General features: G+C 72.5%; 14 protein-coding genes and 1 pseudogene. 11 read left to right on the top strand and 4 right to left on the bottom strand.

Annotation, left to right across the window (positions count from 1 at the left end; genetic code table 11):
• The first annotated feature begins 76 nt into the window (after window positions 1–76).
• The 3 genes from ACFVVA_RS02065 (at window position 77) to ACFVVA_RS02055 (ending at window position 2,473) form a co-directional block, all read left to right on the top strand.
• Complete coding sequence (locus ACFVVA_RS02065) at window positions 77–727, top strand: hypothetical protein (RefSeq protein WP_387684771.1); 651 nt, start codon at window positions 77–79, stop codon at window positions 725–727.
• 587 nt (window positions 728–1,314) lie between these two features.
• Window positions 1,315–1,548 (top strand): hypothetical protein, encoded by a 234-nt coding sequence (locus ACFVVA_RS02060; protein WP_387684769.1) that lies wholly within the window; start codon window positions 1,315–1,317, stop codon window positions 1,546–1,548.
• A 160-nt stretch (window positions 1,549–1,708) separates the two neighbouring features.
• Window positions 1,709–2,473 (top strand): class I SAM-dependent methyltransferase, encoded by a 765-nt coding sequence (locus ACFVVA_RS02055; RefSeq protein WP_387684767.1) that lies wholly within the window; start codon window positions 1,709–1,711, stop codon window positions 2,471–2,473.
• A gap of 57 nt (window positions 2,474–2,530) precedes the next feature.
• On the opposite strand, the gene ACFVVA_RS02050 is transcribed toward ACFVVA_RS02055, so the two are convergent.
• Window positions 2,531–2,968 (bottom strand): TetR/AcrR family transcriptional regulator C-terminal domain-containing protein, encoded by a 438-nt coding sequence (locus ACFVVA_RS02050; protein ID WP_387684765.1) that lies wholly within the window; start codon window positions 2,966–2,968, stop codon window positions 2,531–2,533.
• A 3-nt stretch (window positions 2,969–2,971) separates the two neighbouring features.
• Between ACFVVA_RS02050 and ACFVVA_RS02045 the strand changes: the two genes are divergently transcribed.
• Both ACFVVA_RS02045 and ACFVVA_RS02040 read left to right on the top strand, forming a co-directional pair.
• Complete coding sequence (locus ACFVVA_RS02045; RefSeq protein WP_387684763.1) at window positions 2,972–4,120, top strand: FAD-dependent monooxygenase; 1,149 nt, start codon at window positions 2,972–2,974, stop codon at window positions 4,118–4,120.
• A 93-nt stretch (window positions 4,121–4,213) separates the two neighbouring features.
• Window positions 4,214–4,429, top strand: a complete 216-nt coding sequence (locus ACFVVA_RS02040) for a hypothetical protein (protein WP_387684798.1) — start codon at window positions 4,214–4,216, stop codon at window positions 4,427–4,429.
• A 510-nt stretch (window positions 4,430–4,939) separates the two neighbouring features.
• Here ACFVVA_RS02040 and ACFVVA_RS02035 read toward each other — a convergent pair.
• The gene (locus ACFVVA_RS02035; protein ID WP_387684761.1) at window positions 4,940–5,548 is read right to left on the bottom strand and encodes a hypothetical protein; all 609 of its coding nucleotides are present in this window, start codon (window positions 5,546–5,548) and stop codon (window positions 4,940–4,942) included.
• Window positions 5,549–5,808: 260 nt separating this feature from the next.
• Here ACFVVA_RS02035 and ACFVVA_RS02030 point away from each other — a divergent pair, with 260 nt between their 5' ends.
• Entirely contained in the window at window positions 5,809–6,231 is a 423-nt protein-coding gene (locus tag ACFVVA_RS02030; RefSeq protein WP_387684759.1) for an SMI1/KNR4 family protein, read from the top strand.
• 274 nt (window positions 6,232–6,505) lie between these two features.
• On the opposite strand, the pseudogene ACFVVA_RS02025 reads toward ACFVVA_RS02030, so the two are convergent.
• Together ACFVVA_RS02025 and ACFVVA_RS02020 are read right to left on the bottom strand one after the other, a co-directional pair.
• A pseudogene (locus ACFVVA_RS02025) lies at window positions 6,506–6,722 on the bottom strand (hypothetical protein); the annotation flags it as partial.
• A gap of 262 nt (window positions 6,723–6,984) precedes the next feature.
• Window positions 6,985–7,938 carry a pirin family protein gene (locus ACFVVA_RS02020; protein ID WP_387684757.1) on the bottom strand — a complete coding sequence of 318 codons (954 nt, stop codon included), beginning with the start codon at window positions 7,936–7,938 and terminating at the stop codon, window positions 6,985–6,987.
• Between the two features lie 93 nt (window positions 7,939–8,031).
• Between ACFVVA_RS02020 and ACFVVA_RS02015 the strand changes: the two genes are divergently transcribed.
• From ACFVVA_RS02015 to ACFVVA_RS01995, 5 genes are all read left to right on the top strand, one after another.
• Window positions 8,032–8,520: a carboxymuconolactone decarboxylase family protein gene (locus ACFVVA_RS02015; protein ID WP_387684755.1), complete on the top strand. Its 489-nt coding sequence runs from the start codon at window positions 8,032–8,034 to the stop codon at window positions 8,518–8,520.
• Window positions 8,521–8,677: 157 nt separating this feature from the next.
• Window positions 8,678–9,973 carry a serine hydrolase domain-containing protein gene (locus ACFVVA_RS02010; RefSeq protein WP_387684753.1) on the top strand — a complete coding sequence of 432 codons (1,296 nt, stop codon included), beginning with the start codon at window positions 8,678–8,680 and terminating at the stop codon, window positions 9,971–9,973.
• 179 nt (window positions 9,974–10,152) lie between these two features.
• Complete coding sequence (locus tag ACFVVA_RS02005; protein ID WP_387684751.1) at window positions 10,153–10,881, top strand: hypothetical protein; 729 nt, start codon at window positions 10,153–10,155, stop codon at window positions 10,879–10,881.
• Window positions 10,882–10,979: 98 nt separating this feature from the next.
• The gene (locus tag ACFVVA_RS02000; protein WP_387684749.1) at window positions 10,980–11,540 is read left to right on the top strand and encodes a GNAT family N-acetyltransferase; all 561 of its coding nucleotides are present in this window, start codon (window positions 10,980–10,982) and stop codon (window positions 11,538–11,540) included.
• Window positions 11,537–12,322 (top strand): leucine-rich repeat domain-containing protein, encoded by a 786-nt coding sequence (locus tag ACFVVA_RS01995; protein WP_387684747.1) that lies wholly within the window; start codon window positions 11,537–11,539, stop codon window positions 12,320–12,322. Before ACFVVA_RS02000 ends, ACFVVA_RS01995 begins: the two co-directional genes overlap by 4 nt.
• Window positions 12,323–12,446: the final 124 nt, after the last annotated feature.

Here is a 12,446-nt window from a genome sequence, read left to right as displayed (position 1 = left end):
TGCCGGGGCGGCCGCGCCCGGCGCCGCCCCCGTTTCCCGTACCCGTCCTCCCACACCGCCCCGAGGAACACCCGCCATGCGAACCCGCCCGCTCCTCGCCGCCTGCGCCCTCGCGGCGGCGGCCGTCCTGCCCACCGCCGCACCGGCCGGTGCCCACGGCGACAGCGTCCACCTGGACGTCACCGGCCAGCAGAACGGTCACGTCAGCACCGTCGCCACCTGGGAGAACGACCACGACCCGGTCACCGAGGAGTTCGCCGGCACGCTCTCCGCCACCGCGGCGGACGGCCGGGCAGTGGGCCCCTGGCGACTGGTCGGCGTCCCGGGCCGCCCGGGGACGTACACCACCCGGGAGATCCTGCCCGCCGGACACTGGCAGGTGACCGTCGACTGCGCCTTCCCCTCGCTCGGCCATGCCCAGCGCGAACTGGACGTGGCGGACGCCGTCATCGACGACCCGGTGCCCGCCGGCACGGCGGCCGCGTCGCCCCCGGCCGGTGTGCCGTCGGCCGCGTCGACGGGGACGGGCGCCGGGCCCGTCCCGGTGCCCATCGGCGGGCCGGTGTCCGAGCCCGCTCCCGCCGGTTCCGCACCGACCGCGGCCTCCGGCTCCGCCTCTGCTCGCCACACCTCCGACTCCACCACCTGGGCCGCCGCCGGCACCGCCGTCGCGGCCGTGCTGCTGGCCTGCACCGGGCTCTGGCTTCGCAGGCGCCGCCGGGCCTGAGCTGCCGGCCCCGGCCGCCGGGCGAACGCGGCCGAAGGCGGTCGGGCCTTGTGAAGCGGTGGCCGCGCGGCGGGAGCCCCGTGCAGGTCGGATCGGCGTCTCGGCGTGGGTGCGGAGGTGGGGAGCGCGGCTGACCCTGCGGCCGGCTCCCCACCAGTCGAATACGCAGGTCAGCGGGTGCGGCCCCGCGGCTTGAGCGGGGTGCCGCATGTGGAGCTCGAAACGCTGGAGGGAGGCCCGGTCCGGGCCGCCCTTCGGCGTTGATGAAGTACCTGTTTGTGAGCCTGCCCTGACAGGTTGTCCTCGTCAGCGGCGGTACGGCTGCTCGTCATCGCGGTGCACGGTGGCGCCGCTGGTGTCCACCGGGGGCGCCCTGTTCCTGGCGGGTCGGGGAGGGCCACCGGCTTGGCCTCGTTGGCCGGGAATACGACACCTCAGGGATAAGTGCTCTCCGCCGGCACAACGAGCGCCAAGCTCGGTCGGCTGGACTGCCCCCGCGACCGACACCCATTCCGCAGCGTCCATGCTCGTCGACCGTGTTCGTTCGATTACGGCAAGCCATGGAGCTTCTTGGGGGAGAGCAGCCGATGTCCGACTCGGTGAGGTACACCGTTCAGCCCGACGCGCTGGACCACGTGACCACGGGACTCAGCAACGTCGCAACGGACTTGGCCCCGGCCAACCAGGCCTACACCGCGCAGAAGCCCTATCAGTCAGCCGACTTCGACGAGTTCGGTGTGGACCAGGCGTGGGCGGGCTTCGACACCAACTGGAGCCGGGAACTGCACGTCGTCTCCCCGAACCGGGAGGGCGGGAGCTGATGCGGCGCGCCCTCGCCGCTGTGACGGGTGATCCTGGCCGCTGTCGGCTGCGTTCACCCGAACGAGACCTCCGTTCGTGGACACCGCTCAAGATCGGAAGGCCAAGGGCCACTGAGTATTGCCGAGCGCCGTCTGTCCCGGTCGTGCCAGGATGCTCGGCATGTCCACTCGTGCACTGAGCTTCGGCGCGATTGCGGAGGCCTACGAAAGGTTCCGGCCGGGGTATCCCGAAGAGCTCTTCGACCTGGTGCTCGCGTATGCGGGCCGGCCGGTTCGGACGGCCCTGGAGATCGGTGCGGGGACAGGCAAAGCAACCCGCCTGTTCGCCGCGCACGGGGTCGCGGTCACGGCCACGGAACCCGACGCAGCCATGCTCACCGAGCTGCGCAAGACGGTGCCCGCAAACGTGACGACCGTCCGGGCCGCGTTCGAGGACCTGCGGCCAGGCAAGACCTACGGGTTGGTCTATGCGGCGGCAGCCCTGCATTGGACACGCCCGGAGAGTCGGTGGTCAAGCGTGGCCGCGCTACTGGATCCAGAGGGCGTGGTTGCCTCATTCGGTGGCCCGGTTCAGCTGGCTGACCCAGCTGTCGAGGAAGCTGTGCAGGCCGCACGGGCACCGTTCCTGGAAAGCGACGAGGTTCCGTCTCCCGACGGGACCGCTCCGGACGAGGCGATGCAGTGGCCGGGCACGGAGCTGCAACGGTCTCAGTTCTTCCTCGACGTTCAGCAGTCCGTCATCAAGCGGCGCCTGACGATGAGCGCTCCTGACTATGTCGGCTACCTGTCGACTGTCTCGGCGTATCTCCAACTGCCGCAATCGAGGCGACAGCAGGCGTACGAGGCGATCACACGGATCCTGCCCGGGACAGTCGAGATCGCCGCCGACATCATCGTCCATCTCGCGCGTCGGCGATCCGAGTAGCGGCGACATTCCTCCTTGGGACCACGCGAGCCGGTGAGACTCCCTGATGGCACGGGCTCATTGGACGTGCCGCCTCCTCGTGGTCGAACGATCGTTGGCCGACAGGGAAGCGGCTCGCGTCGCGGTGCGGTGCACCAGGCCGTCCAGGATGAGGGTCAGGCCGGCCTCGAATGCCGACTCGTGGTCGATCTCGGGCATGTCCACCTGCGGATCCGAGTCGTCGCCGGAGCCGGCATCCGCCTGTTCCTCCAGGACGCTGCCGACCGTGAAACGGCCGGCGGTCAGCATCGCCATCTGCGCGTCCCGCTCAGGCACCCCCGAGGTGACCAGGAAGTTCATCTTGTGGCGGATCCGGTCGAGGTCGCCCGCGGGGGTGCTGCCCGCGTGGAGGCGTGCGCCGTCCCGGCGCAGCAGCAGGGTGCGCCGGAAGCTTCGCGTGTTGTCCAGGAACCAGTCGCACCAGTCGTCGTCGGGCGTCGGCAGCGGGGCAGCCACAGAGTGACCGTCGTCGAACGCTTTCCGGTGCTGCGGGCCACCGGGGCGCAGGTCGACCTCCGGGGGCAGGGCATCGAGGCCGTCGAACGGATGGGACTCCTCGACGCCGTCCGCAGCAAGCTGGTGGACGAGGCGGGTGTCGCCTTCGTCGACGCGCGCGGCAGGACCAGGGCGACGATCATGGCCAACACCTCCGGACGGGGCCGGCAGAGCCTCACCTCCGAGTACGAGATCATGCGCGGTGACCTGGTACGCATCCTGCACGACGCGTCGAAGGACGACGCCGAGTACGTCTTCGGCGTGAGCGTGGACGGCTTCGAGCAGGACGGACAGAAGGTCGTCGCGCACTTCTCCGACGGCTCCTTCGGTGAGTTCGACCTCCTGGTCGGCGCCGACGGGCAAGGATCGCGCATCCGGCGGGCGATCCTCCCAGCGGACTGCGACCCGTACTGGCGGATCGGCATCCACATGGCCTACTGGTTCGTCCCGCGCATCGCGTCCGACAGCAACATCCGGGACACCTGCATGGTCCCGGGCGGCCGTCAGATCATGCGCCGCAGCCACAACCCGACCGAGACCCAGGTGTACTTCGTGATGCGGGAGGAGTCCGAGGAAGCCTCGGCGATCCACCGGGAACCCGTCGCGCGCCAGCGGGAGTTCTGGGCGAGCAGGTTCCGCGACGCAGGGTGGCAGACCGAGCGCTTCATCGACGGCATGCGGACGAGCCCCTTCTTCCACTCCCAGGAGATCGTCCAGGTCCGAACCGGCACCTGGTCCAAGGGCCGCGTGGTCCTCGCCGGCGATGCCGCCCACTGTGCCTCCCCGTACAGCGGCATGGGGATCTCCGGCGGCCTCGTGGGCGCCTACGTACTGGCCGGCGAGATCAACCGGCACCCGGGCGACCTGCCGACCGCACTGGCGAACTACGACCGCGTGCTGCGGCCCTTCGTCGAGGAGATCCAGGGCGCGGTGAATCCGCGCCTCCTGCGCCTGGGCATGCCGACGACCCGGCGTGCGGTCGACATCCTCCAGGCGGCCACCGCACTGGCCTGCTTCCTGCACGTCCCCGATCTCGCGGCGCGCTTCTCGAAGGGGGACCGCGGCGGCGGTTGGCGGCTCCCCGAGCACCCGGCGCCGACGGGCGCCGCCTGAAAGCGGCGGGACATCGGGGGCCGACGGCCGTTGCGAGCAGCGCGGCCAGAAGGACGGCGCTGGTCCGCAGAGTGATCAGCGCCCCCTCGACTCCTGCCGCGCAAGGGCCGGCCCGACCTCAGGGCCTGCGAGTTCCGACACAGGGTGGAGCAGCTGACCGGCCCCGACGGCGGCCACCGCTTCTGGACGGTCCTGCCGGCCCCGTACCCGATCCCCCACGACGGGCCGGTCGGCGACCTCCTCGCCGCCGCCGGCCAGGGCGCCGCGGATGCGGAGGCAGTCCTCCCGAACGCGCATGGACGCGGGTGAGGCCTGGCCCGGTCGTGCGGTGGGCTCGCGCCGCGGCAGGCCTCGCTCGGCGGCTGTGAGGTAGGCGGCGAGGGTGTCATGCGTCGAGTGCGGAAGCGAGTGCCGGCAGGGTGCTTCGGGGTGAGCGCAGGGAGGCTCCGGCTCGGGGGTGCGGTGGACCCGGTCGCCGCACCCCCGATTGCGTAACCCGCGGGTCAGCGGGTGCGGCCCCGCGACTTGAGCGAGGGCCTCGGCGGCGGCCTGCTCGGCGCGCACCCGGTCCTCGCCGAGGATTCGGCTGAGCAACCGGAGAGCGTGGGCGGGCGCGAGCGAGCCCGGATGGTGGTGGTGATCCGCCGCCGGGAAGCGGACCAGAACAGCGGGCCTGGTGGTCGGGGCTCGACCTGGCCGGCGGGAGCTGCTCCCCGCACCGACGGGCGGGCCCTGAAGCACCCTCGAAGGTCGAGCGGGGACGTGCCGGAGGCACCGCACGGCGTGCGGTGCCTCCGGTGGAGCGGACGTGGCGCGGGGTCAGGCGCTGAGGAGGTAGTAGCCGCCGTGGCCGGTGCAGCCCGCCCCCCAGTAGGCGCCCGAACGGAAGCCCGGCGGGATCGGCGAGTTGGGACAGGTGACCAGGCCGGCCTTCGCGATCTGGTGGTACCAGGCACCGACGTTGTTGCAGCCGTAGACCACGTAGCCGGTCACGACGTAGCCCGGGACGATCGGGGAGCCGCCGCAGGTCCAGATCCCGTCCTTGACGAGGTTGTGCCGCCAGGCGCCCATCCCGTTGCAGCCGTACTTGATGTAGTCGGTGAGGACGTACCCCGAGATGATCGGGGAGCCGCCGCAGCTGTAGAGGCCGTCCGCCTCCGGCTGCTGGAACCAGGAGCCCCAGCCGCTGCAGCCGTCCTTGTTGTAGGCGGTCATGACCCATCCGTCCGGGATGGCGGCTCCGGAGCAGGCCCACTGGCCGGCGGTGGCACTGGTGACGCCGGCCGGCTGGGCGGCCGCGGTCGACGTGCCGGCGGCGGTGCCCGCGAGGACGAACGAGGCGATGAGCGCGAGCGCGCCCAGGGTGGCGCCTGTGCCGCGGCGGACGACCGCGCCGGCGAGGCGCTTCCAGAGGGGACGAGGATGCATGGTCGGTTCACTCCAGTCCTGGCGGCGGGCATGATGGATGCCCGCTGGTCGGGGGGATGGCCGAGCGGTGAATCGGGCCTCACCTTAGTGGGGAGGCAGTGTGGGTGTCCGGTGTTTGGACAGTGAAGCCCGACGGCGGCAGTGCCGCGGTCGCCGGCCCCCGGGCGGACGTCCTCGCGCCGGACGGTTCCGCCGGGGCCGACCGCCTCGTGGGGACGAGGTCGCCCTTGGCTAGGCTCGGGGCCATGTGGAGACAGTCGGTGCGGGAAGTCTTTCCCGGTGCGGGGCTTCGGGAGCCGGTCGGGACGTCCGAGATCGTCGAGGCCGAGAGGCGGCTGGGGCGAGCCCTGCCGGCGGACCTCGGGCTGCTGCTGTCGGAGAGCGACGGGGTGCTCGGCCACACTCACGTGGACACCGTCTGGACCCTCGATCGGATCGTCGAGCAGAACCTCCGCTTCTGGTCCGACGAGACCTTCGCCCAGCTCTACATGTCCTTCGACGCCCTCCTGTTCTTCGGCGACAACGGGGGCGGCGACCAGTTCGCCTTCGTGCAGAAGCCGCAGCGCCCGGACGTGTTCGTCTGGGAGCACGAGAGCGACAGCCGCCGGTGGGTGGCCAACGACCTGCGCGACTACCTCGGCCGTTCGCTGCGCGTCGGCGGGGACGACTGGTACCGGCTGTAACCGGAAGGGTCCGCCGGCAGGCCCCGTGGGCGCGGAACCGGGCCCCGGGCGCGGGTGTCCGTCCTTCATGACGGCGGCCGATGATCACGGATGTCGGCCGTCCCCGTGGGGAGGGGCACCGTGACGGACCGTAGGCCGAAGAGCGCGTCGCCCGCCGGCAGGGGCCGTTGGCGTCGCGCCGCGCTGATCGGGTGCGGGGTGCTGCTGCTGGGCCCGGCCGTGCTCGCGGTGGTGCGGGTCCTCGGATGGGACGACGGCACGGTGTGGGCCCTGGGACGCACAGGGCGGGCGGGTCCGAGCCGGCCGCCGTTGCGTTCGGCGACGATGACGGCGGCGCGCATCACCGCATCGGCCGCCGCGGCGATGATCGCGCTGGCGGAGTCGCCGCCGTCCTTGCTGAGCAGGAACAGCGTGTCGCGGGAGGAAGCGAAGTCGAGCGGCTTGAACTCCTGCACGCCCTTGGTGGGGGTGACGCAGGGGGCAGTGCCGGGCGTCCGCCGGTTCTCGCGGCGACGCCCGACGATGACTTCCCGGGCTCCGTGAGCGCCCCGATCGCTTCTGACGGACCGTCAGCAAACTCGGCATTGAGTCAGCATTGGTCCTGTCGGACGCTGTCGCGGATGGTCGAACGGTGTCACGCGTCGAGTGCGGAAGCGAGTGCCGGCAGGGATGCTTCGGGGTGAGCGCAGGGAGGCTCCGGCTCGGGGGTGCGGTGGACCCGGCCGCCGCACCCCCGATTGCGTAACGCGCGGGTCAGCGGGTGCGGCCCCGCGGCTTGAGCGGGGTGCCGGGGAGTTCCGGGGCGGGGAGGCGGTCGCCGGGGTAGCCCTGGACGGCGCCGAAGCGGTCGGTGGCGGCCTGCCACTCGTCGCGGGCCTGGACGATGTCTTCGTGGGACCGCCCGATGAAGTTCCACCACATGACGATCCGCTCCTCGAACGGCGTGCCGCCGAGCAGCACCAGCCGGGCGTCGGTCCCGCCGGTGTTGGTGAGGGTGAGCGTGCGGCGGCCGGGGGCGACGTAGCCGAGTTCGGCGGGGCGCAGTGGGGTGTCGAGGAGGCGGACCTCGCCGCTGTCGACGAGCAGGCCGTGCTCGAAGGCGGGGTCGACGTCGAGGGTGACGACGGCGTGCGGGCGCAGGGTCAGCTCGGCGCCGAGCAGCGGGGTGAAGGTGGGGACGGGGGAGGTGTCACCGGCGAGGGTGCCGAGGAAGACCCGTGCCTCGCCGCCGTCCAGGGCGACCGGGGCGGGGGCGTGGTGGCGGAAGTCACGGCCGGTGTGCCGGTGCTCCTCGGGCAGGGCGACCCACAGCTGCACGCCGTGCAGGACGGTGGTGGCCGGGGTGGAGACCTCGGAGTGGGCGATGCCGCGGCCGGAGGTCATCAGGTTGACCTCGCCCGGCCGGACGTACGCGTGGACGCCGAGGCTGTCGCGGTGCTCGATCTCGCCGGTGAACAGCCAGCTCACGGTCTGCAGCCCGGTGTGGGGGTGCGGGGCGACGTCCATGCCGCCGGTGCCGGCGACGTCGTCGGGCCCGTAGTGGTCGACGAAGCACCAGGCGCCGATCATGGTGCGGGAGCGCTGCGGGAGGGTGCGGCGTACGGTCATCGCGCGCGGGCCGCCGAGCGGGACGTCCCGGGCGGGCAGGATCTCCACCCGCGGGTCGGCGGCGGGCGTCTCGACGAGGTCGGTCTCGGCGGTGCTCACGGGGGTCCCTCCCAGATGGTGATTAGTTCTATATTCAACTATCATGCCATGACAGAGTGGCGGGCGACAGTGCGACCAGCCTAAGGAGTCCAGGTGAGTGATGTGACGGTGGTTCCGACGGACCGGCGGGTGTTCATCGACAAGCAGAGCCCCCAGGCGTACAAGGCGCTGCTCGCCGCCGCCGAGGCGGCGCGCGAAGTCGCGGCCGAAGCCGGGCTGGACCGCCGGCTGATCGAGCTGGTCAACCTCCGCGTCTCGCAGATCAACGGCTGCGCCTACTGCCTGCACGTGCACACCAGGGCCGCGATCCGCGAGGGCGAGACCGCCCAGCGCCTCGGTGTGCTCGCGGCCTGGCGCGACACCGAGGTGTTCACCGACCGGGAGCGGGCCGCGCTCGGGCTGGCCGAGGCGACCACCTCTCCGGCGGACGCGGCACTCCAGGAGGCCGCGTACGGCGTGGCGCGCGAGGTGCTGAGCGACGAGGAGATCTCCGCGGTGGCCTGGGTCTCGATCGCCATCAACTCCTTCAACCGGGTGTCCATCCTGAGCAAGCACCCGGTCCGCCCGGCCCCGGCCCGGTAGTCGCGACCGCCGGAGGGTCTCCGTCTTCCGGCGGAGGCCCTCCGTTGACGGGTGTACGACCGGCTCCTTCCGGCGGAGGACGACCGACCGTCAGGGCAGCGGCGAGGCTGGGCGTCGAGGGCGAGGGAGTGCTCGCCGACGGCGAAGGTGGGGTCGCATGGCACGGCGTACGTTTGTCTCCGCGCTGGTGGGGGCGGTCTGTCTGGCACTGGCCGGGCCGCTGGTCCCGGCGGGTGCGGCCGGGGCCGCCGACGGACGGCCGGGCCCCGGCGACCCGCGGGCGGCGGCCCTGCGGGCGCTGACCGACGCCGGCGCCGTCGGGGCGATCGCGGAGGTCCGGGACGGGAACGGCACCTGGCGCGGGGCGTCCGGCGTCTCCGACCTGGCCACCGGCGCACCGCTGCGCACGGACGGGCGGTTCCGGGCCGGCAGCGTCACCAAGATGTTCATCGCCACCACGGTGCTGCAACTGGTCAGGGAGGGGCGGATCGGCCTGGACGACCCGGTCGAGCGGCACCTGCCCGGGCTGGTCCCGAACGGCGACCGCATCACCGTCCGTCAGCTGCTGAGCCATCGCTCCGGACTCTGGGACTCCACCAACGGGAAGGGCGGGGTCTTCCCCGACTGGAGCGACCCGGCGGCCGTCCGGAACTGGCTGGACCAGGGCGGCCTGACCCGGCACATCACCCCGGCCCAGGTGGTGGCCTCCTCGGCGGCGCACGCGCCCAAGTTCCCGCCGGGCACCGGGTACGGCTACTCCAACGTCAACTACACCCTGCTCGGCATGATCATCGAGAAGGTGACCGGGCACGGCTACGCCCAGGAGGCCACCGCGCGCATCCTGCGCCCGCTCGGCCTGACCGGCACGTACTTCCCGGGTACGGCCACCGGCATCCGGGGCCCGCACGCGCACGGCTACTGGACGCTGTCCGAGGGCCCCGGCCCGGAGGACCGCGGCGACCGGGACGTGACAGTGGCGAGCGTCACCTGGGCGAACTCGGCAGGGGAGGTGATCTCCACCCTGGGCGACCTGAACCGCTTCGAGAAGGCCCTGCTGGGCGGCCGGCTGCTGCCGTCGGCGCTGCTGAAGGAGATGACCACGACGACCCCGATCGTGATCGAGGGCATGCCGACCGGGCTGGGCTACGGGCTCGGGCTGGCCCGCTGGCAGCTCTCCTGCGGTCCGGTCTACGGGCACGACGGCTCGGTGTCCGGGTACAGCACCCAGCTGTGGAGCTCGGGCGACCGGCAGGTGTCGCTGTCCGTCACCCCGCGCGGCGACCAGGCACAGGTCGTCGCGCAGATGCAGGCGGAGGCCGGCTTCCTGGAGCAGGCCTTCTGCGGGACGGGGACCGGGACCGGGGCGGGGACGGGGACGGGGAAGGTGGCGGGCCCGGCGGTGCAGGGGCCGGCGTTGCAGGGTCCGGCCGCCATGGTGCCGAGGCTGGGCTGACCGCCTGCCGGAGCGGTGCCGTTTCCTTCCGAGGGGCGGCCGACGGCCCGGGGCCGGGTGCCCGGGGAAAACCGGTGGCTCCGGCCTCCGTCGGCGGTGAGAATGCACCGGTGATCCCCTCGCCGCTGTCCCCTGCCCAGGATCCCCGCGCCTGGTCCGTTGCCCCGGACTATCCGGGGATGCAGGACCTGGTCGCCGGTCTGGAGGTGCCCGCCGGAGCCGCGATGGGCGTCATGGGCGCGCTGGAGACCTCCCGCGAGCTCATCCGGCACTCCTACTACCGGTACGAGTTCGCCACCGTTGCCGTCACCCACGCGCTGTTCGCCCTGGAACAGGTCCTCGTCGAACGACTGTCCGTCGAGGAGCCGCTCCGGGAACTGATCGGACGGGCCGGCGCCGAAGGGCTCCTCGGGCCCGGGCTCGTCACCGAGATCGAGGCGAACCTGCGACTGCGCGACGAGCTCGCGCGGGGCATCGTGACGACCGGCGCCGTGTCCCCGTCGCGGGCCGTCCAGCTGGTGCGCGCGGTCTTCGACGCCGTGTCCGTGCTCCTCCGCCCGCTCGTGGCGGCGGACGCGACCGGCGGGGCCACGGACGAGGAGCCGGCCCGGGAGCGGCTCGACCGGCTGTGGGAGGAGCACCGGCGGGCGCCGTTCCCCAGGAGCTTCCTCGGGGTGGACATCGCGGGGGTGTGCCTGATCCTCCTGGAGGACGCCGTCGCCTCCGCCGTGCTCCGGGAACAGGGCGGCGGATTCGACGACCGCGGCATCTCCGACCTCTGGCACCGCATCGCCGACCTCGACAAGATCGTTCCCCTGATCGACGAGCAGTACTGCCGCGAGTACTTCGCCAGGCTCCGGACGGTGGCCGGGCTGGTGGCCGCGTCCCAGCTCCCGCCCGCGACCTGACCCGCGCGCCGGGGCCGCGCCCGGGACGCCGGAGTTCCGCTCGGTGGCCCGACTGCGTACGGTGATGCACGCATCATCGGCATCGGAGAGGGGCGCGCGTGACGGCGGGGACGGAAGACGACTCGGGGACGGTGCTGACCACCGAGCGGCTGGTGGTGCGTCAGTGGACCATGTCCACGGCCGACCAGGACCGCGCCTTTGACATCTACTCCCGCTGGGAGGTGGCCCGCTGGCTCGGCCGGACCCCACGGGCCATGACCGGGCCCGAGGAGGCCCGCGCCTTCATCGAGCGCTGCCGGAAGCGGTCCGCCGACCCGCGCTTCGGCGCCTGGGCGGTCGAACGTCGCGACACCGGTACGGTCGCCGGCACGGTCCTGCTGGTGCCGCTGCCGGACGGGGACGGCGAGATCGAGATCGGCTGGCACCTCCACCCCGACAGCTGGGGCCGGGGCATCGCCACCGAGGCGGCCCGTGCCGTCCTGGCCAAGGGCTTCGCCGACGGCCTGACCGAGATCCGCGCCGTGCTGGCCCCGGACAACACCCGGTCCGCGGCGGTCTGCCGACGCCTGAGGATGACCGGCACCGGGCCGACCGACCGGTGGTACGGCCGACAGCTCGCGGAGTTCCGCATCGGCCCGGACCAGGCTGCGCAGGCATGACGGACATGGCGGGTACGACGGACACGGTGGGTGCTACGGACATGGTGGGTTCGGCCGATGTGACGCTCAACCTCTGGCGTCGGCCGCTCGACGAGGTGCCGACCGAGGTGTGGGACCGCGCCGAGCTGACCGTGCTCATCCTCGCCGAGACCGGTATCAGCGAACTCCCTTCCGGTATCGGCCGGTTGAGTGCTCTGCGGACCCTCGACCTCGGGCACAACCGGCTTGCCGCGCTGCCCGCCGAGCTCTGCGACCTCACCGGCCTCCGGGACTTCCTCTACCTGCACGACAACGCGCTGACCGTCCTGCCCGAGGCGCTCGGACGGCTCACGGCGCTGCGCTACCTCAACGTCGGCGAGAACCGGCTCACCGAACTCCCGGCCACCATCGGCGACCTGGCCTCGCTGATCGAGCTGCGCGCGCAGCACAACCGGCTCACCGCTCTGCCGGAGGCGATCGGCGAACTCGGTGCGCTGCGCGAACTCTGGCTGCGTGGGAACGAGTTGACCGATCTGCCGGAGTCGGTCGGTCGGCTCGCCGGGCTGCGCGAGCTGGAGCTCCGGGAGAACGCCTTCACCGAACTGCCCGCCGCGCTCGCCGGGCTCCCGCAGCTGCGCCGCCTCGACCTGCGCGGCAACCGGATCACCGAACTGCCCGACTGGCTGACCGATCCGGGCGCACTGCCCGCACTGGAGAAGCTGGACCTGCGGTGGAACGAGGTGCGGCCGCCGGGCCGGCTGCTGGCGGCGCTGGCCGCTCGCGGGTGCGTGACGCTCTTCTGAACGGCCGGGCTCCGGCCCGGGTGAAAAGATCACCGCCGACAGTGCGGAGCTGTTACCGTGGAACGCATGAAGCGCGCTGCACTCGCCACGACGACGCCGGAGAGAGTCCCGGCGCGCTGACTGC

Source organism: Kitasatospora sp. NPDC058048, assembly GCF_042885555.1.
Lineage (GTDB): Bacteria > Actinomycetota > Actinomycetes > Streptomycetales > Streptomycetaceae > Kitasatospora > Kitasatospora lactacystinica.
This window is presented reverse-complemented; position numbering and strand designations above follow the sequence as displayed.

Coding starts and splice junctions, on each gene's coding strand:
- ACFVVA_RS02055 (WP_387684767.1), top strand. CDS start 1,709: ATGTCCACTCGTGCACTGAGCTTCGGCGCGATTGCGGAGGCCTACGAA.
- ACFVVA_RS01995 (WP_387684747.1), top strand. CDS start 11,537: ATGACGGACATGGCGGGTACGACGGACACGGTGGGTGCTACGGACATG.
- ACFVVA_RS02065 (WP_387684771.1), top strand. CDS start 77: ATGCGAACCCGCCCGCTCCTCGCCGCCTGCGCCCTCGCGGCGGCGGCC.
- ACFVVA_RS02035 (WP_387684761.1), bottom strand. CDS start 5,548: ATGCATCCTCGTCCCCTCTGGAAGCGCCTCGCCGGCGCGGTCGTCCGC.
- ACFVVA_RS02010 (WP_387684753.1), top strand. CDS start 8,678: ATGGCACGGCGTACGTTTGTCTCCGCGCTGGTGGGGGCGGTCTGTCTG.
- ACFVVA_RS02005 (WP_387684751.1), top strand. CDS start 10,153: ATGCAGGACCTGGTCGCCGGTCTGGAGGTGCCCGCCGGAGCCGCGATG.
- ACFVVA_RS02060 (WP_387684769.1), top strand. CDS start 1,315: ATGTCCGACTCGGTGAGGTACACCGTTCAGCCCGACGCGCTGGACCAC.